Annotated in this window: 18 protein-coding genes and 1 riboswitch; of the genes, 8 read left to right on the forward strand and 10 right to left on the reverse strand. The window is 72.7% G+C overall.

The features are described 5' to 3' along the window. Nucleotides 1–4: 4 nt before the first annotated feature. The 3 genes from ACWEVS_RS01670 to ACWEVS_RS01680 form a co-directional block, all read right to left on the reverse strand. Nucleotides 5–1,219 (reverse strand): NADP-dependent isocitrate dehydrogenase, encoded by a 1,215-nt coding sequence (locus tag ACWEVS_RS01670; protein ID WP_449920064.1) that lies wholly within the window; start codon nucleotides 1,217–1,219, stop codon nucleotides 5–7. Between the two features lie 52 nt (nucleotides 1,220–1,271). Then, complete coding sequence (locus tag ACWEVS_RS01675) at nucleotides 1,272–1,604, reverse strand: DUF3017 domain-containing protein (protein ID WP_354906246.1); 333 nt, start codon at nucleotides 1,602–1,604, stop codon at nucleotides 1,272–1,274. A gap of 147 nt (nucleotides 1,605–1,751) precedes the next feature. Beyond that, nucleotides 1,752–2,873: a citrate/2-methylcitrate synthase gene (locus ACWEVS_RS01680; RefSeq protein WP_449920061.1), complete on the reverse strand. Its 1,122-nt coding sequence runs from the start codon at nucleotides 2,871–2,873 to the stop codon at nucleotides 1,752–1,754. 181 nt (nucleotides 2,874–3,054) lie between these two features. Between ACWEVS_RS01680 and ACWEVS_RS01685 the strand changes: the two genes are divergently transcribed. Further along, the gene (locus ACWEVS_RS01685; protein ID WP_354906250.1) at nucleotides 3,055–3,696 is read left to right on the forward strand and encodes an FHA domain-containing protein; all 642 of its coding nucleotides are present in this window, start codon (nucleotides 3,055–3,057) and stop codon (nucleotides 3,694–3,696) included. Here ACWEVS_RS01685 and ACWEVS_RS01690 read toward each other — a convergent pair. Next, a complete protein-coding gene (locus ACWEVS_RS01690) occupies nucleotides 3,693–4,784 on the reverse strand; it encodes an anhydro-N-acetylmuramic acid kinase (protein ID WP_452549441.1) in 1,092 nt (363 codons plus the stop codon). The genes ACWEVS_RS01685 and ACWEVS_RS01690 overlap by 4 nt on opposite strands. A 5-nt stretch (nucleotides 4,785–4,789) precedes the next feature. Then, nucleotides 4,790–6,313 (reverse strand): glycoside hydrolase family 10 protein, encoded by a 1,524-nt coding sequence (locus tag ACWEVS_RS01695; protein ID WP_449920058.1) that lies wholly within the window; start codon nucleotides 6,311–6,313, stop codon nucleotides 4,790–4,792. 133 nt (nucleotides 6,314–6,446) lie between these two features. On the opposite strand from ACWEVS_RS01695, the gene ACWEVS_RS01700 reads away from it, so the two are divergent. The 3 genes from ACWEVS_RS01700 (at nucleotide 6,447) to murQ (ending at nucleotide 9,696) form a co-directional block, all read left to right on the forward strand. Then, nucleotides 6,447–7,862, forward strand: a complete 1,416-nt coding sequence (locus ACWEVS_RS01700) for a glycoside hydrolase family 3 protein (RefSeq protein ID WP_452417305.1) — start codon at nucleotides 6,447–6,449, stop codon at nucleotides 7,860–7,862. Further along, complete coding sequence (locus tag ACWEVS_RS01705; protein WP_452549442.1) at nucleotides 7,847–8,719, forward strand: MurR/RpiR family transcriptional regulator; 873 nt, start codon at nucleotides 7,847–7,849, stop codon at nucleotides 8,717–8,719. Before ACWEVS_RS01700 ends, ACWEVS_RS01705 begins: the two co-directional genes overlap by 16 nt. Before the next feature lie 71 nt (nucleotides 8,720–8,790). Next, complete coding sequence (gene murQ / locus ACWEVS_RS01710; protein ID WP_354906259.1) at nucleotides 8,791–9,696, forward strand: N-acetylmuramic acid 6-phosphate etherase; 906 nt, start codon at nucleotides 8,791–8,793, stop codon at nucleotides 9,694–9,696. Nucleotides 9,697–9,815: 119 nt separating this feature from the next. Here the strand turns inward: murQ and ACWEVS_RS01715 are convergent, their stop codons facing one another. Continuing rightward, nucleotides 9,816–10,667 (reverse strand): bifunctional methylenetetrahydrofolate dehydrogenase/methenyltetrahydrofolate cyclohydrolase, encoded by an 852-nt coding sequence (locus ACWEVS_RS01715; protein ID WP_354906261.1) that lies wholly within the window; start codon nucleotides 10,665–10,667, stop codon nucleotides 9,816–9,818. Nucleotides 10,668–10,777: 110 nt separating this feature from the next. On the opposite strand from ACWEVS_RS01715, the gene ACWEVS_RS01720 reads away from it, so the two are divergent. Genes ACWEVS_RS01720 through cobM form a run of 3 tightly spaced genes read left to right on the forward strand, consistent with a single transcriptional unit; the run spans nucleotide 10,778 to nucleotide 13,112 of the window. Then, a complete protein-coding gene (locus tag ACWEVS_RS01720; protein WP_452549444.1) occupies nucleotides 10,778–11,167 on the forward strand; it encodes a pyridoxamine 5'-phosphate oxidase family protein in 390 nt (129 codons plus the stop codon). Next, the gene (gene cbiE / locus ACWEVS_RS01725; protein WP_452549446.1) at nucleotides 11,164–12,369 is read left to right on the forward strand and encodes a precorrin-6y C5,15-methyltransferase (decarboxylating) subunit CbiE; all 1,206 of its coding nucleotides are present in this window, start codon (nucleotides 11,164–11,166) and stop codon (nucleotides 12,367–12,369) included. The genes ACWEVS_RS01720 and cbiE overlap by 4 nt, the downstream gene beginning before the upstream one ends. Then, nucleotides 12,366–13,112 (forward strand): precorrin-4 C(11)-methyltransferase, encoded by a 747-nt coding sequence (gene cobM / locus ACWEVS_RS01730; protein ID WP_452549448.1) that lies wholly within the window; start codon nucleotides 12,366–12,368, stop codon nucleotides 13,110–13,112. Before cbiE ends, cobM begins: the two co-directional genes overlap by 4 nt. Here cobM and ACWEVS_RS01735 read toward each other — a convergent pair. Then, nucleotides 13,103–14,170 carry a cobalt-precorrin-5B (C(1))-methyltransferase gene (locus ACWEVS_RS01735; RefSeq protein ID WP_452549450.1) on the reverse strand — a complete coding sequence of 356 codons (1,068 nt, stop codon included), beginning with the start codon at nucleotides 14,168–14,170 and terminating at the stop codon, nucleotides 13,103–13,105. The two genes, cobM and ACWEVS_RS01735, sit on opposite strands and share 10 nt — an antisense overlap. Nucleotides 14,171–14,265: 95 nt before the next feature. On the opposite strand from ACWEVS_RS01735, the gene ACWEVS_RS01740 reads away from it, so the two are divergent. Beyond that, nucleotides 14,266–15,006, forward strand: a complete 741-nt coding sequence (locus tag ACWEVS_RS01740) for a cobalt-precorrin-6A reductase (RefSeq protein ID WP_452549451.1) — start codon at nucleotides 14,266–14,268, stop codon at nucleotides 15,004–15,006. Here the strand turns inward: ACWEVS_RS01740 and ACWEVS_RS01745 are convergent. The 3 genes from ACWEVS_RS01745 to ACWEVS_RS01755 are packed head-to-tail and all read right to left on the reverse strand — an operon-like array spanning nucleotide 14,979 to nucleotide 18,678. Then, a complete protein-coding gene (locus tag ACWEVS_RS01745; RefSeq protein WP_452549453.1) occupies nucleotides 14,979–16,442 on the reverse strand; it encodes a precorrin-2 C(20)-methyltransferase in 1,464 nt (487 codons plus the stop codon). The two genes, ACWEVS_RS01740 and ACWEVS_RS01745, sit on opposite strands and share 28 nt — an antisense overlap. 5 nt (nucleotides 16,443–16,447) lie before the next feature. Further along, nucleotides 16,448–17,068, reverse strand: a complete 621-nt coding sequence (locus tag ACWEVS_RS01750) for a precorrin-8X methylmutase (protein WP_452549455.1) — start codon at nucleotides 17,066–17,068, stop codon at nucleotides 16,448–16,450. Continuing rightward, complete coding sequence (locus ACWEVS_RS01755; protein WP_452549456.1) at nucleotides 17,065–18,678, reverse strand: precorrin-3B synthase; 1,614 nt, start codon at nucleotides 18,676–18,678, stop codon at nucleotides 17,065–17,067. Before ACWEVS_RS01755 ends, ACWEVS_RS01750 begins: the two co-directional genes overlap by 4 nt. An 11-nt stretch (nucleotides 18,679–18,689) precedes the next feature. Further along, a riboswitch (cobalamin riboswitch) is annotated at nucleotides 18,690–18,877 on the forward strand. Nucleotides 18,878–18,912 lie beyond the last annotated feature (35 nt).

An 18,912-nucleotide genomic window follows, 5' to 3' on the forward strand; every position in this document is an offset into this window, starting at 1 on the left:
AAGGTCAGGCCATCTTCTTCTTGAGGTTCTCGTCCAGCGCCGCCAGGAAGTCCTGGGTGGTCAGCCACTTGGCGTCGCCGCCGACCAGCAGCGCGAGGTCCTTGGTCATCTGGCCGCTCTCGACGGTCTCGATGCAGACCTGCTCGAGCTTCTCGGCGAAGCCGATCACCTCGGGGGTGTTGTCGAGCTTGCCGCGGTGCTGCAGGCCACGCGTCCACGCGAAGATCGAGGCGATCGGGTTCGTGGAGGTCGGGTTGCCCTTCTGGTGCTCGCGGTAGTGACGGGTCACCGTGCCGTGCGCCGCCTCGGCCTCGACGGTCCGGCCGTCGGGGGTCATGAGGACGGAGGTCATCAGGCCGAGCGAGCCGAAGCCCTGCGCGACGGTGTCGGACTGGACGTCGCCGTCGTAGTTCTTGGCCGCCCAGACGTAGCCGCCCTCCCACTTCAGGGCCGCGGCCACCATGTCGTCGATGAGGCGGTGCTCGTAGGTGAGCCCGGCCTTCTCGAAGTCGGCCTTGAACTCGGCCTCGTACACCTCGGCGAAGATGTCCTTGAAGCGGCCGTCGTAGGCCTTCAGGATCGTGTTCTTCGTGGAGAGGTAGACCGGGTAGTTGCGGGCCAGGCCGTAGCGCATGGAGGCGCGGGCGAAGTCGCGGATCGACTCGTCCAGGTTGTACATGGCCAGCGCCACGCCGCTGCCGGGGAAGTCGTACACGTCGAGCTCGATCGGCTCGGTGCCGTCCTTCGGGGTGAAGGTCAGGGTCAGCGTGCCCTCGCCGGGAATCTTCAGGTCCGTGGCGCGGTACTGGTCGCCGAAGGCGTGACGGCCGACCACGATCGGCTTGGTCCAGCCCGGCACCAGGCGCGGCACGTTGGACATGATGATCGGCTCGCGGAAGATGACGCCGCCGAGGATGTTACGGATGGTCCCGTTCGGGGACTTCCACATCTTCTTGAGGCCGAACTCCTCGACCCGGGCCTCGTCGGGGGTGATGGTGGCGCACTTGACGCCCACGCCGTACTTGTTGATGGCGTTGGCGGCGTCGATGGTGACCTGGTCGTCGGTGGCGTCGCGGTGCTCGATGCCGAGGTCGTAGTACTTCAGGTCGACGTCGAGGTAGGGAAGGATCAGCTGGTCCTTGATGAACTGCCAGATGATCCGGGTCATCTCGTCGCCGTCAAGCTCGACGACGGGGCCCTCTACCTTGATCTTGGGCATGCGTATGGTTCCCCTTCGTGACAAATGATGATTGAGGTTATCGGAGGCGGCGTCACCGGCCGAAAAGGGCCAGAAGCTGCGCCTTCAGGTCGGGGTACTCCAGGAACAGCGCGGTGACCACCAGCGCGGCTCCGAGCACCACCATGGTGGAGACATCGGCGTTCTTCGCTCGTACGGCAAGCGCCCCGCCGTACCCGGCGAAACGGACGGCGGCGGCGACCAGGATCACGGCGCCGAGCGCGAAGCCGCCCCATTCGGCGTCCACCAGGAAGATCGCGAGCACGCCGAGAGCCGCACCCGCCAGAATCGGCGGGTACGGTCCCCATCTCTCGTCGCTCGGGCGCCCGTCGAGGCGGGCGCCCTCGCTCTCTTCTGCCTGGCTCATCGCTCGTGCCTATGGTCGCATCCGCGGAGGGCCGTGCCGACCCCGACGCCCGGATTCGGGCCCAAGACCCGGCTCATCGCTCGTGTCCATGGTCGCATTCGCGCGGGCCTGCGTTGGCATCGACGGCCTCGCTCTCTCCGGCCCGGCTCATCGCTCGTCGATGGGCTTCCACTTCTGGTCACGCTCACCGATGTACTCACTGTCGGGCCTGATCAGCCGGTTGTCGGCGTGCTGCTCGATGACGTGCGCCGTCCAGCCGGACATGCGGCTGACCGAGAAGACCGGGGTGAACAGATCGGTGGGGATGCCCAGGTAGTGGTAGACCGTGGCGGCGTAGAAGTCGACGTTGGGATACAGGCCCTTGGACTCGAAGACGACCTCCTCCATCTCCTTCGACATCCGGTAGTAGGTGTCGTCGCCCGACGCGGTGGCCAGTTCCTCCGACATCCTGCGCAGGTGCGTCGCGCGCGGGTCCTCGGTCTTGTAGACGCGGTGCCCGAAGCCCATGATCTTCTCGTGCGCGGCCAGCTTGTCGCGTACCGACTGCGCCACCTGCGACGGGTCCAGCGACTCCAGCGTCTTCATGACCTGCTCGTTCGCGCCGCCGTGCAGCGGGCCCTTCAGCGTGCCGATGGCGGCGACGATGGCCGAGTGCATGTCGGACAGCGTCGCGGCGCACACGCGGGCGGCGAACGTGGAGGCGTTCATCGTGTGGTCGGCGTGCAGGACCAGGCAGGTGTCGAAGATCTCGACCTCGCGCGGGCTCGGCGTGCGGCCGGTGACCTGGAGGAGGAAGTTGCCCGCGATGCTGAGGGAGTCGTCGGGTTCGGGCAGGTCCTTGCCGGTGCGGGCGGCGTGGTAGTACGCGACGAGCACCGGCTGCTGGGCCGTCAGACGGGCGGCCTTGCGCAGGTTGGCGTCGGCGGCGATGGAGTCCTTGTCGGGATCGTCGGCGCCGGACAGGGAGACCAGCGAGCGCAGCGCCTCCATCGGCTTCTGCTTCTCCGCGATCTCGGCGATGTTGGCCGACACCAGCGCGCCCAGCTCGCGTCCCCTGACGAGCTCGTCGCCGTACGCGCCCAGTTCCTGACGTGTGGGCAGCTTGCCGCGCTGCAGCAGGTGGGCGGTTTCTTCGAACGTCGCGTGGCCGGCCAGGTCATGGATGTCGTATCCACGGTAGAAGAGGCGACCGGCCTTCCCGTCGATGTCACTCAGCGCTGTGGACGCGGCGACGACATCGGCCAGGCCTTTTGTGGGCTTGTCCGCCATGTGTGTTTCCTCCGCTTGTCTCCGCCGAAAGTCTACCCGTGAGCAGGCAAAACCGGCCGCAGAGGTCCAGACCAATTTCACGCCGGATTCTCCTTATGGCAAAGGCGATTCCCCATCCCTTCGTTTGGGTAAGCCGGAGCTGTAGTAACAGTAACGGCGGGCTACCTGGGGAGGAACTGCCGTGGAGGGGCCCTTCATACGCATCGAGGACACCGGCGAGGTCGTCCCGTTGCGTCCCGAGATCACGACAGTGGGAAGGGGCCGGGGCGTCGACATCCGGCTGACCGACCCGAGCGTGTCTCGGCTCCACGCTGAGTTCGTTCGGCGCGGACCCTACCTGTATGTCGTTGACCTGGGCCTGTCCCGCAACGGCACGCGGGTGAACGGGAGGCCGATCGCCCGGAGGGTCCTTGACGACGGCGACGTCGTCTCCTTCGGCGCGGCGCGCGGACGCATCGGTGGCGTGCCGCGCGAGGACTTCACGCCCGAGGTCGAGCTCCGCAGGGCCGCCGCGCCCGAGCTCACCAGGCGCGAGGTCGACGTGCTCACATCGCTGTGCAGGCCCGCCCTGTCGGACGAGGCGTTCGTCGCCCCGGCCACGGCGCGCGAGATCGCCGACGATCTCGTGGTGACCGAGGCGGCGGTCAAGCAGCACCTGCTCAGGCTCTACCAGAAGTTCCGGATCCCCGAGGGCACCAACAGGCGCACCAGGCTGGCCAACGAGGTGGTGGCGCTCGGCCTGGTCAGGCCGACGCCGGTGGTGCCGCCACAGCGCACCGGAACGTCCCAGGAGAGCCAGCCGGCCGGCCGCCGCGCCAGTTAACCGACCCGCAGGGCGACCGGTGCTTCGGCGAGGGGTTCCGGCAGCCTGAGAGGTCCGGATCCCGGGGTGATCGTGCCGAGTATGCGCGGGCCTGCCGCGCCCGTGCATGCCGGCACGGTGGCGGGCAGGCCGTGCGCGGTCAGCCAGCCGAACAGCGAGAAGGCGATCGCCTCTTTCGCGTCGGAAGGGATGCCGAGCTCGTCGCTCGGGACGAGCCGGGCAGGCGTGAGCGCGGCGAGCATCCCCATGAGCGTCGGGTTGCGCGTGCCGCCGCCGGAGACGATCACGGTGTCGAGCCGGTGCCTGCCGATCTCGTCGGCGACCGTCCTGGCCGTCAGCGCGGTCAGCGTCGCCACGAGGTCGGCCTGCGGCAGGTCCGAGGTGACGTAGCCGGGCGTGAACAGCTCCTTGCCGGTCGTCTTGGGCGGGTCCAGCCGGTAGTACGGCTCGTCCAGCAGGTCGGCCAGCAGCTTCTCGTCGACCGTGCCCGCCGCCCCGAGCGCCCCGTCCCTGTCGTACGGCGGCGCGGCCGCGTCGATGAGCGCGCAGGCGGGTCCGGTGTCGTAGGCGTACTCGGCGGTCGTGAGGTTGGCGATGCCGCCCAGGTTGAGCGCCCCCGCCCGGCCGGGCAGCCCGCTGATGAGCAGCCGGTCGAGGTAGGAGACCAGGGGCGCGCCCTGCCCTCCGGCCGCCACGTCGCGCACGCGCAGGTCGGAGACGACGGGCAGGCCGGTGCGTTCGGCGATCCACGCCGGCTGGCCGAGCTGGAGCGTGCCGTGCACCCGGCCGTCGGACACCCAGTGGTAGAGCGTCTGGCCGTGGGAGCAGACCAGGTCGGCCTCGCCCGCGGCGAGCGCGGCGTCGGCGAAGGCCTGTCCGATGAGCGTGTCGAGCGCGCACACCTCGGCCATCGTGACGGGAGAGGGCGGCAGGGCGGCCAGGAGGCGGGCTCTCAGCTCGGCAGGATAGGGACGTTCGCCGGTGTGGGTGATCACACCGGTGAGGACGTCGCCCTCCATCGACCAGTCGACGATCGCGCTGTCGATCCCGTCGTGGGAGGTGCCGGACATCAAGCCGAGAACCCGCATGTCTCCTACCAGACTTTTCGGCCGCGGCTGGGCCGGCTGGTCCTGCTGACCCGGTCGACGGCCATGACGTAGTAGTGGTCGCCGTTCTTGCCCTCGGCGTCCACCCAGCGTACGAGCCGGTCGCCGGGGACGACCGCCACCAGGTTGCGGGCGTCGTCGAAGGTGTCGATCTCCTCGGCCGCCCGGAAGATCGCGAACTGGAACGGCTCCTGACCGCCGGTCGCGACGATGTTCAGCTCGACGCCGCCGGACACCTTGCGCACGTGGGCGAGGACGGGACGCTTCGGCTTCTCGCCGTCGGCGAGCCTGGGCAGCAGCGGCGGCAGCGCGGGCCGCTGGTAGTGGTCGCGGACCGCCGTGGTGACCGAGCCGATCCGGTCGACGCGCAGGTCGTTGGCGTTGTACCAGATGTCGCCGCCGACCTGCGGGTGCGCCCGGTTGAGCGTCAGGTGCTTCGACAGCTCGGCGGGGTCCTGCCACTGCGGAACCTGGGCGGGGTCGCCGGCCTTGTAGGCGGCCTGGCCGATCCACAGCATGGTGCCCGTGCCGTTCGCCACGTCGGACCACCACGGCACCAGCTTGCTGTAGTCGGCGGGCGGCTGGCCGATGTACCAGTAGAGCTGGGGCGCGATGTAGTCGAGCCATCCCTTCTTGACCCAGCCACGGGTGTCGGCGTGCAGGTTGTCGTAGGACTGGCCGCCGTTGGTGTCGGAGCCGAGGGGGTCGGTGCCCTTGTTGCGCCAGATGCCCGACGGGCTGATGCCCCAGGCCACCTCCGGCTTGGCCTCCCGGACCCGCTGCTGCATCTCCGAGACCATCAGGTCCACGTTGTGGCGCCGCCACGAGGCCAGGTCGGGGAAGCCCGCGCCGTGCGTGGCGAAGGTGTCGGCGTCGTTGAAGGCCGTGGTGTTGGTCGGGTAGAAGTAGTCGTCGAAGTGCAGGCCGTCGATGTCGTAGCGGACCAGCGCGTCGAGCATCGCGTCCTGGCAGAACTTCCGCACTTCCGGGATGCCCGGGTTGTAGTAGAGCTTGCCGCCGAAGGGCAGGATCCACTCGGGGTGGACCCGTCCGGGGTGCGAGGGGTGCAGCTTGGTCGGGTCGGCCTGCATCGAGACGCGGTAGGGGTTGAACCACGCGTGGAAGGTCAGGCCGCGCTTGTGGGTCTCCTCGACGGCGAAGCCCAGCGGGTCGTAGCCGGGGTCCTGTCCCTGCACGCCGGTCAGCCAGTGCGACCACGGCTCGAACTGCGACGGCCAGAAGGCGTCGGCGGTCGGCCTGATCTGCACGAAGACCGAGTTGAGCCGGCGCTCGACCGCCAGGTCGAGCCAGGCGATGAACTCGGCCTTCTGCTCGTCCGCGGTCAGCCCCTGCTTCGACGGCCAGTTGATGTTGACGACGGAAGCGATCCACATGCCGCGCATCTGGCGCAGCGGAGGCACGTAGTCGGGCTCGGCGAAGGCGGGGAGCGGCACGACGGAAGCGGCTGCCGCGAGGGCCAGACCCTTCAGAACGGTCCTTCTAGTGGGCATGGGGGGTGCCTCTCGGGGGAGGTGGTTGTGTTCCAGGGCGACGATGGCAGAAAATTACCTTCAGATCAACAATTGTGAAAGAAAATGCCGCGCGGGCCGGTCACCCGGTCACGACGCGAACCGAGGAGGTTCTGTGCCCGCTGACCTGCACCGACTCGCCCTGGCGGTCCTCCAGCCCGGGTTCGAGGGCGTCACCGCCCCCGACTGGCTGCGGAAGGCGCTGGGCGAGGGGCTCGGCGGCGCCGTGCTCTTCGCGCGCAACGTCTCGCCCGCCACGGCGGACCTGGTCGCCGCCCTCCGCGCGGAGAACCCCGGCGTGGTCGTCGCCATCGACGAGGAGGGCGGCGTCGTCACCCGCCTCGAGACCGGCGAGGGCAGCTCCTTCCCCGGCAACCGGGCGCTCGGCGTGGTCGACGACGAGGAGCTGACCGAGCGGGTGGGCCGCCAGATCGGGCGGATGCTCGCCGAACTGGACATCACCCTCAACTACGCCCCCTCCGTCGACGTCAACGCCAACCCGGCCAACCCGGTGATCGGGGTCCGCTCGTTCGGGCCGACCGCCGACCTGGTCGCGCGCCACTCCGCCGCCTACGTCAGGGGCGTGCAGGGGGCGGGTGTGGCCGCCTGCGCCAAGCACTTCCCGGGCCACGGCGACACCGTCACCGACTCCCACCTGGCGCTGCCGACCGTCCACGCCTCCCTCGCCGAGCTGCGCGACCGCGACCTGCCGCCGTTCAGGGCGGCCATCGAGGCGGGCGTGCGGTCCATCATGTGCGGGCACCTGCTGGTCCCCGCACTCGATCCCGCGATGCCCGCCACGCTGAGCCGTACGATCCTGACCGGGTTGCTCAGGGAGGAGCTCGGCTTCGACGGGATGCTGGTCACCGACGCGATCGAGATGAAGGCGGTCGCGGCGATGTACTCGCCGGGCGAGATCGCGGTCCGGGCGCTCAGGGCGGGCGCGGACGCGATCTGCGCGGGCCTGGTCACCGCCGAGGGTCTGGCCGAGATCCGCGACGCCATCGTGGCCGCCGTGCGCGACGGGTCGCTCCCCGAGGAGCGCCTGGCCGAGGCGGCGGGGCGGGTGCGGGCCCTGTCCGACTGGTACGGCAGGCAGCCGCGCGACGCCGCGCCCGACGCCGAGGCCGGCATGGAGGCGGCGGTCAGGGCGCTCACCGTCACGGGCTCGGCCCGGCTGACCACCGCTCCGCTGGTCGTCGAGGTCAACACCCGCCACAACCAGGCCGTCGACCCGAACACCCCGACAGGCCTGGCCGCGGCGCTCGGCGAGGTGCTGCCGGGGACCGAACGGACCTCCTCCCCCGAGCTCTCCTCGGTGCCCGGCGAGCGGCCGGTGGTGCTGGTCGTCCACGACGCGGCCCGGCACGCGTGGGTGCGGGACACGGTGGCGCAGGCCGTACGGCAGCGCCCCGATGTGATCGTCGTCGAGACGGGCATCCCCGCCGAGCCCGCGGGTGCGGCCCACATCGCCACGCACGGCATCTCCAAGGTCTCGGCGAAGGCGGTGGCACGATGGCTGACCAGATGAACGAGCCGGTCAACCCGGTCTCGGCGGTGCGGGCGGTGCTGCCGTCGCTCACGCCCGCGGCGCAGGCCATCGCCAGGATCATCCTGGACGATCCGGGCCTGGTGGTGCGCAGCACGATCACCGAGTTCAGCGCGGTGTCGGGCACCAGCGAGGCGACCATCGTGCGGACGGCGCGCGCCCTCGGCTACTCCGGCTACTCCCAGCTCCGCTTCGCGCTGGCGGGCGCCGTCGCGCGGGACACCCCCGAGCGGCTGGTGCCGGGCGACCTCGGACCCGACGACCCGCTCACCGACGTGATCGCCAAGGTGACCAGGGCGGAGGTGGACGCGCTGTCGGACACCGCGGAACAGCTCGTGCCCGACCAGCTCGGCGACGTCGTCGCGGCCATCGCCGCCGCCCGCAGGATCAACGTCTACGGTGTGGGCGCCTCCGGCCTGGTGGCGGCCGACCTCGCGCACAAGCTGATGCGCATCGGCCTGTCGAGCCATCCGTTCAACGACGCCCACCTCGCCCTGACCAGCGCCGCGCTGTTGCACGAGGGCGACGTCGTGGTGGCGGTGAGCTGCTCGGGCGAGACGACGGACGTGATCGCGCCGACCAGGACGGCGAAGGAGGCGGGCGCGCTCGCCATCGCCATCACCAACAACCCGCGCTCCTCGCTGGCCCAGACCGCCGACCACGTGCTGGTCTCCGCGGGGCGGGAGACGGCCTTCCGGCCCGGGGCGCTGGCCAGCAGGATCAGCCAGCTCCTGATCGTCGACTGCATCTTCGTCGGGCTGGCGCAGCGCACGTTCGACAGCTCCGAGACGGCGCTGCGCGCCACCAGGGAGGCGTTGGAGATCTTCAGAACGCGATGAGGGGTGCCGATGAAGGAAATTTTCACATATAGTCGTGGATAGCTAGCTTTTCTCCATCCTGCGGGGGGACCATGACGCGCGGCATCTCCGATCTCGTCACCGAGCAGCGGCTGCCCGGACTCGACGACCTCGATGTGCTGCCCACGATCGAGCTGGTCAGGCGCATGAACGAGCAGGACTCCCTGGTCCCCGCCGCCGTCGCGGGCCAGTCCGAGCAGATCGCCGCCGCCGTCGACGCCGTCTCCGCGCGCCTGCGCGACGGCGGCAGGCTCATCTACCTCGGAGCCGGTACGGCCGGGCGCATCGGCATGCTCGACGCCAGCGAGTGCGGCCCCACCTTCGGCACCAGCCCGTCGGAGGTGTTCGCGCTCATCGCGGGCGGGCCCTCGGCCTTCACGGTCGCCGTCGAAGGCGCGGAGGACTCGGCCGCGCTGGCCGTCGCCGACCTCACAGAGGTGGAGGTGTCCGCCGCCGACGCGGTGGTGGGCATCTCGGCCAGCGGGCGCACGCCGTACGCGGTGGGAGGTGTACGGCACGCCCGCGCCGTCGGCGCGCTGACCGTCGGGGTCGCGTGCAACGCGGGCTCGGCGCTCGGCGCGGCGGCGGAGATCGCCATCGAGGTGGTGGTGGGCCCCGAGTTCCTGACGGGGTCCACCAGGCTCAAGGCCGGAACGGCGCAGAAGCTGGTCTGCAACACCATCACGACGCTGTCCATGGTGCGGCTCGGGCGCACGCACGGGAACCTGATGACGCACCTGGTGGCCTCGAACGAGAAGCTGTGGGTCCGCGCGCGCGACATGGTCTCGACCATCACCGGCCTGCCGGACGCCGAGGTCGCGCCGGCTCTCCGCGCGGCGGACGGCTCGGTCCCCGCCGCGGTCATCATGCTCCTCACGGGCGCCGACCCGGCCGAGGCCCGCGCCGCCCTCGACCGCACCTCCGGCAACCTCCGCGAAGCCCTCCGTTCCTTCGCCTGACCGACCCCGGGCGAGGACACCGCGTGACCGGACGAGCGACCCTCGTCCGGTCGGCGGACCGCATGGAGAGGGACCGTGTGACGGGAAGAGCGATCCTCCTCCCCGTCACACCCACTCCGTCAGGCGAGCGAGCGCTCCGCCGCCTCGACCACGTTGGCCAGCAGCAGCGCCCGCGTCATCGGCCCCACGCCACCGGGGTTGGGGGTGAGGAAGCCGGCCACCTCCGCCACGTCAGGAGCCACGTCACCGGCGATCTTGCCGTCGACCCGCGACACGCCCACGTCGAGCACCGCCGCGCCCGGCTTGACCATGTCGGCCGTGACGAGCCCGGGCACGCCCGCCGCCGCCACGACGATGTCGGCGCGCCGTACGTGTGCGGCCAGGTCGGTCGTGCCGGTGTGGCAGAGGGTCACGGTCGCGTTCTCGGTGCGCCTGGTCAGGAGCAGGCCGAGCGAGCGGCCCACGGTGATCCCGCGGCCGACCACCACGACGTCGGCGCCCTTCAGCGGCACGCCGTACTCCTGCAGCAGCAGCACGATGCCGTGCGGCGTGCAGGGAAGGGGGGCCTCGACCATGTGCACGAGGCGGCCGAGGTTGACCGGGTGGAGGCCGTCGGCGTCCTTGGCCGGGTCCATGCGCTCCAGGAGCGCCATGGTGTCGAGGTGCTTGGGCAGGGGGAGCTGGACGATGTAGCCGGTGCAGGAGGGCGAGGCGTTGAGTTCGTCGATGGCGGCCTCGACGTCGGCCTGGGTGGCCGTCGCCGGCAGGTCGACGCGGATGGAGGCGATGCCGACCTCCGCGCAGTCGCGGTGCTTGCCCGCGACGTAGATCTGGCTGCCGGGGTCGTCGCCGACCAGCACGGTGCCGAGCCCGGGCACGACGCCCCGCTCCTTGAGCGCGGTCACCCGCGCGGTGAGGTCCGCCTTGATCTTGGCCGCGGTCGCCTTGCCGTCGAGTTTCACAGCGCTCATGTCCACATCCTTGCAGAGCCTCCCGCGCCGTCCGCAAGCCCCGTCCCGTCAGGTGAGCGCGGGGCCTCGCTACCCTGACCATGCAGAATGGACGGACGAAAGGGGCGAAGGTGGATCTGGCCGCGCGGGGAGCGGGGTTCGCCGAGTTCTGGCGGGAGCGGCACCTGTGCACGCTGACCACCGTCAGGCCGGACGGCACGCCGCACGTGGTGCCCGTGGGCGCGACGCTCGACCTGGAGACGGGGATCGCGAGGGTCATCACCTCCGGCACCTCACGCAAGGCCCGCCTGCTCGCCGGCGACGACGGCGCCCGGGTGGCGCTGTGCCAGGTCGACGGCCGCCGCTGGTCCACGCTGGAGGGCACGGCGACGGTGCGGACCGAGCCCGAGCGGGTCGCCGACGCCGAGGCCCGCTACACCGTCCGCTACAAGCCGCCCCGGCCCAACCCGGCCCGGGTGGTCATCGAGATCGAGGTCACCCGCGCCATGGGCAGCGTGTGATCACCGTCGTCGGTGTCGGCGCCGACGGCTGGGACGGCCTGTCGCCCCAGGCCCGCCAGGCCGTGGCGGAGGCGGGCGTGCTCTTGGGCTCGGCGCGCCAGCTCGGTCTGGTGCCCGACGGCCGGGCGCGGAAGGTGAGCTGGCCCTCGCCGCTGCTGCCCGCGCTGCCGGGGCTGCTGGCCGAGTTCGGCGACGCGGCGCCGTGCGTGCTGGCCAGCGGGGACCCGATGTTCTTCGGGATCGGCTCGACGCTGGCCAGGCTGGCGGGCCCGGAGAACCTGCGCGTGCTGCCGCACCCGTCCAGCCTGTCGCTGGCGTGCGCGCGCCTCGGCTGGCCGGTCGAGGAGACGGCGGTGGTCAGCCTGGTCGGCAGGCCGCTGGACGCGCTGCGGCGCGCCGTCCTGCCAGGGCGCAGGCTGCTGGTGCTGGCGGCGGACGCGCGAGGGCCCGCCCTCGTGGCCGGACTGCTGCGGGAGCACGGGTACGGCGCGAGCACCCTCCACGCGCTGTCGGACCTGGGCTCGGCGGACGAGACGCGCCACACCGGCCAGGCCGCCACGTGGGAGCGGGACGGCACCGCCCTGACCGTGGTGGCGGTGGAGTGCACGGCCGACGAGGGGACGGTGCCACGCCCGCTGGTGCCCGGCCTGCCCGACGACGCCTTCGAGCACGACGGGCAGCTCACCAAGCGCGAGGTGCGCGCGGTCAGCCTCGCCCACCTGGCCCCGCTGCCGGGCCGGCTGCTGTGGGACGTCGGCGCCGGCGCGGGCAGCATCGCGATCGAGTGGATGCGGGCCGACGCCGGCTGCCGCGCGATCGCCGTCGAGAGCCACCCGGAACGGGCGGCCAGGATCGGGCGGAACGCGGCGGCGCTCGGCGTGCCCGCGCTGCGCGTCGTCACGGGGCGGGCCCCCGCCGCCCTGGAGGGGCTCCCCGCGCCCGACGCGGTCTTCGTCGGCGGCGGGGCCACCGTGCCCGGCCTGCTCGAGGCGTGCTGGCAGGCCCTGCCGCCCGGCGGCAGGCTGGTCGCCAACGCCGTCACCCTGGAGTCGGAGTCCGTCCTGACCTCCTGGTACGGCAGGCACGGCGGCGACCTGGTACGTCTGTCGGTCAGCAGGGCCGCCCCGATCGGCGGCTTCACCGGCTGGCGGACGATGATGCCGGTGACCATCTGGACAGCGACCAAGGAGAGCGGCACGTGACCGTCCACTTCATCGGCGCGGGACCCGGCGCGGCCGACCTCGTCACGCTGCGCGGGCTGCGCCTGATCGAGCGCGCGCCGGTGTGCCTGTACGCCGGCTCGCTCGTGCCTGAGGAACTGCTGGAGTCGTGCCCGCGGGACGCCCGCCTGATCGACACCGCGAACCTGACGCTCGACGAGATCGTGGCCGAGCTGGCCGACGCCCACGCCAAGGGCCTGGACGTGGCCAGGCTCCACTCCGGCGACCCGTCGGTCTTCAGCGCGATGGCCGAGCAGATGCGGCGGCTCGACGCGATCGGGGTGCCGTACGAGGTGGTGCCGGGGGTTCCCGCGTTCGCGGCGGCGGCCGCGTCACTCGGCAGGGAGCTCACCGTGCCCGGCGTCGGCCAGACGATCATCCTCACCAGGACCTCGGCGCGGGCGACGCCCATGCCGGAGGGCGAGGATCTGGCCACGCTGTCGGCGAGCAGGGCCACCATGGTGCTGCACCTGGCCGTGCAGCGGATCGCGCAGGTCGCGGCGGAGCTGACGCCCGCCTACGGCGCCGACTGCCCCGTGGCGGTCGTCGCCCGGGCGAGCCGCGACGACGAGCTGATCCTCAAGGGCACCCTCGCCGACATCGCCGACCAGGTGCGGGCCGCGGGCGTGGTCAGGACCGCGGTGATCGTCGTGGGCAGGGTGCTGGCGGCCACCCAGTTCCCCGACAGCCACCTGTACTCGGCCGCGCGCTGCCGTCAGCCGTGACGGCCCACGATCACGCCCGCCCGGTCGATCACCACGACGTCCACCTCGACGGGCGCGCCGCGCAGCACCCCGGCCGCGGTGGCGTGCGCCCGCTCGGCCACCAGGTCGCCGAGCGGCACCCCCTCCTCCTGGGCCATGCGGAGGGCGTGCAGCGCGGTGTTGGCGCCGCGGATCCGCTCCGCCAGCCCGGTGCCCTCCCCCGCCAGCCTCGCCAGCAGGTCGAGGTTGACCTGGGAGCGGCCCGAGTGCAGGTCCAGGTGGCCGTCGGCGAGCTTGGACAGCTTGCCGACACCGCCCGCGATCGTCAGCCGCGGCACCGGGTGCCGGCGCAGGTACTTCAGGACGGCCCCGGCGAAGTCGCCCATGTCGAGCAGGGCGTCCTCGGGCAGGCCGTACAGTTCGGCGGCCACGCGCTCGGAGGTGCTGCCCGTGCACCCGGCCACGTGCGTACGGCCCGCCGCGATGGCCACGTCCACGCCCCTGCGGATGCTGTCGATCCACGCCGAGCACGAGTAGGGCACGACGACGCCGGTCGTGCCGAGGATCGACAGGCCGCCGAGGATGCCGAGCCGGGGATTCCAGGTCCGCCGGGCCAGTTCCTCCCCGTGCTCGACGGAGATCTCCACGATGACGTCGCCGCTGCCGCCGACGGCCGCGATGTGCTCGGTCATCATCCGGCGCGGGACCGGGTTGATGGCCGGCTCGCCCACCTCGAGCGGCAGGCCGGGCTTGGTGACCGTGCCGACGCCCGGGCCCGCCCTGAAGGTGACGCCGGTGCCGGGGGCGGCGTGCCGTACCGTCGAGGTGATCAGCGCGCCGTGCGTCACGTCGGGATCGTCGCCGGCGTCCTTGACCACGGAGGCGGCGGCGAAGCCGGCGCCCAGCGACTCCCTGGCCAGGGCGAACGCGGGCCGCTGGCCCTTGGGCAGGGTGATGGTGACCGGGTCGGGGAAGTCGCCGGTCAGCAGCGCGGTGTAGGCGGCCGCGGTGGCCGCGGTCGCGCACGCGCCGGTGGTCCAGCCGTGGCGCAGCCCTGTGCTCGGGGACGCGGTGCTCATGTGTCGAAGACGCTCATGTCGAGGATGCTCATGTCGAGGACGCTCATGTCGAGGACGCTCACGTCGAGGACGCTCATGTCGAGGATGGAGGGGACGTGCGGCGGATCCTGATCCTGGGTGGCACGGCCGAGGCGCGCGCCCTGGCGGCCGCCCTCGACGGCGCCGTCCACGTCGTGTCGTCGCTGGCCGGGCGGGTGCGCGACCCCAGGCTGCCGGTGGGCGAGGTGCATGTCGGCGGGTTCGGCGGCGCGGCGGGGCTGGCCGCCTGGGTCGCCGCCAACCGGATCGACGCCGTGGTGGACGCCACGCACCCGTTCGCGCGGCGGATGACCGCCGGGGCCGTCGAGGCGTGCCGTACCGCGGGAGTGCCGCTGCTGGTGCTGCGGCGCCCCGGCTGGCCGCCCCGGCCCGGCTGGGTGCTCGTCGACTCGCTGGAGGAGGCCGCGCGGACGCTGCCCTCGCTGGGCCGCCGCGTGTTCCTGACGACCGGGCGCAGGAGCCTGCCGGTGTTCGCCGGTCTGTCCGGTATGTGGTTCCTGGCCAGATCGGTCGACCCGCCCGAGCCGCCGGTCCCCGCCAACGTCCACGTGGTGCTGGCGCGCGGCCCCTACACCGTCGAAGGGGAGCGGGCGCTCATCCGCGAGCACCGGCTCGACGTGCTGGTCACCAAGGACAGCGGCGGCGAGATGACCACCGCCAAGCTGACGGCCGCCGCCGAGCTCGGACTGCCCGTGGTGGTCGTGCGACGGCCGCCGCTGCCCGAGGACGCGGTGCTCGTGGAGACCGTGGCGGCGGCCGTGGCGTGGGTTCATGCCGGGTATCGCCTCGGGGTGTAGACGACGCCGTCGCCGGTGACGCGGGTGGTCGAGGAGCCGACGATCAGCAGGCAGCGCATGTCGACCTGCGCCGGGTCGAGCCCGGCCAGCGTGGTCACGATGATCGTCTCCTGCGGCCCCCCGACGTCGCGGCCGATCACCACGGGCGTGGCCGGGTCGCGATGCTCCATGATCAGGTCGCGGGCGGCGTCCACCTGCCAGGTACGGCTGCGCGAGGCCGGGTTGTAGATCGCCAGCACCAGGTCGGCCGCGGCGGCGGCACGCAGCCGCCCGGCCACGATGTCCCACGGCTTGAGCAGGTCCGACAGGGAGATCACGCAATAGTCGTGCCCCAGCGGCGCCCCCGCCCTGGCGGCCACGGCGTGCGCGGCCGTCAGGCCCGGCACGATCCGCACCGGCACGTCGGGGAAGCCCTCGGCCGCCTCCAGCACCGCGCTGGCCATCGCGAACACGCCGGGATCGCCGGACGAGACGACCGCCACCCTGCGGCCCTGGCGGGCCAGCTCCAGCGCGTGCGCGGCCCGCTCGGCCTCCACCCTGTTGTCGGTGCGGTGCCTGACCTGGCCCGCCCGCTGCGGCACCCGGTCCACGTACGGGCCGTACCCCACCAGGTCGGTCGCCTCCGCCAGCACCTGCCGCGCCTCCGGCGTGAGCCACTGCGCTCCCGCGGGCCCGAGCCCCACCACCGCGACGCCCGGCCTCAGCTCCTCGTCGGCCCGCCCGCCGCCGCTGGGCAGCATCGCCAGCGAGAAGTACGGCACGCTCGCCGGGTCCACGTCCTTGAGCGGCTCGATCCGCTGGCTCGCCGTCGTCGCCCGCTCGACGTACCACGCCTCGTCCAGCCGGCCCGCCTCCGCCAGCGCGTCACGGACCTTCTCGAAGGTCCTGCCGAGCTTGAGCACGGCCACCGAGTCGGCGCTCTTCAGCTTCTCGGTGATGACGTCGGCCGGGAGCGTGCCGGGCAGCACGGTCAGCGTCTCCTCGTGCTCCACCAGCGGGCGTCCCAGCACCGCCGCCGCCCCCGCCACCGAGGTGACGCCCGGCACGACCTCGGTCTCGTAGCGGTGGGCGAGCCGCTTGTGCATGTGCATGTAGGAGCCGTAGAAGAGCGGGTCGCCCTCGCACAGCACCACGACGACCCTGCCCGCGTCCAGATGGGCGGCCAGCCGCTGCGCGCACTCGGCGTAGAAGTCCTCCAGCGCGCCCTGGTAGCCGCCGGGGTGGTCGGTGGTCTCCGTGGTCAGCGGGTACTTCAGCAGCTCTTCGACCTGCCCCTCCCGCATGTACGGCAGCGCGATCGACCGCGCGATGCTCCTGCCGTGCCTGGCGCTGTGGTAGGCGATCACGTCCGCCTCGCCGATCAGCCTGGCCGCCTTGACCGTCACCAGCTCGGGATCCCCGGGCCCCAGCCCCACCCCGAACAGCCGTCCCGCCACGTCGCTCACTCCTGTTCGGAGGCGATCGCGTTGACCGCCGCTGCCGCCATCGCACTGCCGCCCCTGCGGCCGTGCACCACCAGGTACTCCAGGTCGCCGCTCGCCAGCGCCTGCTTCGACTCGGCCGCCCCGATGAAGCCCACGGGGATGCCGAGCACCGCCGCGGGGCGTCCCGCGCCCTCCTCGACCAGCTCCAGGAGCCTGAACAGGGCGGTGGGCGCGTTGCCCACGGCGACGACCGCGCCGTCCAGCCGGTCGCGCCACAGCTCCAGGGCGGCGGCGCTGCGGGTCGTGCCCATCCGCTCGGCCAGCCCCGGCACGCCCGGGTCGCCGAGGGTGCAGATCACCTCGTTGTCCCTGGGCAGGCGCGCCCTGGTCACCCCGGAGGCGACCATCATGGCGTCGCACAGGATCGGCGCGCCCCCGCGCAGGGCCGCCCGCGCCGCGGCGACCACGCCCGGCGAGTAGGCGAGATCGGCGACCAGGTCGGTCATGCCGCAGGCGTGGATCATGCGGACGGCCACCTGGGCCACGTCCTGCGGCAACCCGGCCAGGTCGCTCTCCGCGCGGATGGTGGCGAACGAGCGCCGGTAGATCTCCGCGCCGTCGCGGATGTAGTCGGTCATATCTCCTCTTCTTCGGTACGGCCCGCGACACGGTAGCCGGTCGGGGTGGCGACGACGTCGACCACCTCCCCCGCCGGACGGCCGCACCGCCGTTCGCACCCGGCCCAGTGGACCGGGCGGGCCGGTGGTTCGTGACCGGGCCGTTCCGCCCAGCGTCTGGCGTCGAGCTGGACGTCGGCCAGGGATTTCGCACACCCCGGGCGGCCCGTGCAGGCCGACAGGCCCGCCCACGGCGTCCCTGGGACGGCGACCAGCCCGGCGGCGGTGAGCCGGTCCGCGATCGGCTGGACGGCGTCGGCGGGCAGGTCGGGCAGGACGACGGTGCGCCACGGCGTGACGCGGATCTCGGCGGCGCAGGCGGCGAGCGCCGCGGCCTGACCGGCGGACAGGCGGCCGAGCGGGACCACCACCTCGAGCGCGACCCTGCCGTCACGCTGCGGGCGGGTCCCCGCGTCGCGCACCCCGGCACCGCGCGCGGCCGTCTCGACATCCGGGGCCACCATCTCCAGGCCGTCCCCCTGCCGGGCCTGGGCAGGAGCCTGGTCGTCCCCCTGCCGGGCCTGCGCGGGGGTCTGGTCGCACTGTGGGGCCGGGCCGGGGAACCGGGCGTCCTGCCGCGGAGTCGCCGGGCCGGGGTCCTGGGTGGTCGGTGGGTTCAGGCGGGCGGCGAGCCGGGCCGGGCCGTCCGGGAGGTCGGTGACGCGCCAGGCGGTGCCGTCGCTCAGTTCCATGAAGGCCGAGGCCGCCGCGAGCATCAGCGGAACCGCGCCGGAAACGGTCACGGGTACGGCCTGCCGTTCCCCACCGAGCAACAGCACCCCGCCGGCGGGCGAGGTGGCCAGGAAGGTCACGTCGGCGCCGCAGGACAGCACGTCACCGGTGCCGTCGTCCAGGGCGAACAGGAAGCGGCCGGAGAGCGCGGCCAGCTCGGGGGCGGCGCACAGCCGGCGGTCCAGGTCGGCGACCAGCGGCCGGACGTCCACCAGGGACGAGGGGGCGCGTCCCGCCAGCGGTGAGGCGAGGATGTTGCGGACCCGCTCGTGGGTGGCCGACGGCAGCAGCCCCGCCGCCGCCATCCGCGCCGCGAAGACCGGCACGCTCGCCGCGGCCGCGCCCGGTCCGGGACCCGCCCGAAGCCCGTCCGGCGCCACGCCCGCGGAAACCCCCGCCTGCGCCGCGCCGGCAAGCGGCGCGCCCAGCACCGCCCCTGAGGAGACCCCGTCCGACGCCACGCCCGCGGAAACCCCCGCCTGCGCCGCGCCGGCGAGCGGTGCGCCCGGCACCGCCCCTGAGGGGCCTTCGTCCGGCGCCACGCCCGCTGCCGCGACGCCGGTCGGGGCCGGGCGAGCGGGGGTCCCGGCCGGTGGAGCGGCGGGCGTGACAGGGGTGACGCGCAGGCCGCGGACCTGGAGGTTCGCCCGGGAGGTCAGCTCGATCTCGCCCGATCCCAGCTCGGCCGCGCACGCCGCCACCTCGCTCAGCTGGGCCGCCGTGAGGACGCCACCGGGGATGCGGACCCGGGCGAGGGCGCCGTCCGCGGCGGTGTGGACCTGAAGGGCCCCGGGACACGCATCAGGGCGCAGGTGTCCTGAAACGTCGGTTATGTCCACGGGGAGGATGGTAACCCGTTCAAAACCCTCTAGTCTGATCACAGACGAGGGCGACGGAGGAAGCCGGTGCGAAGCCGGCGCGGTCCCGCCACTGTGACCGGGGAGCGAACCCCACCGCAGGCCACTGTCCGGCGACGGACGGGAAGGCCGGGGTGAGCGTCGATCCGGGAGCCAGGAGACTCCCGCTCTCGTGACACCCGCGACCGGGGCGAGGACCCCGAGGGAGGAGTTCCT

Source organism: Nonomuraea sp. NPDC003754, assembly GCF_053605785.1.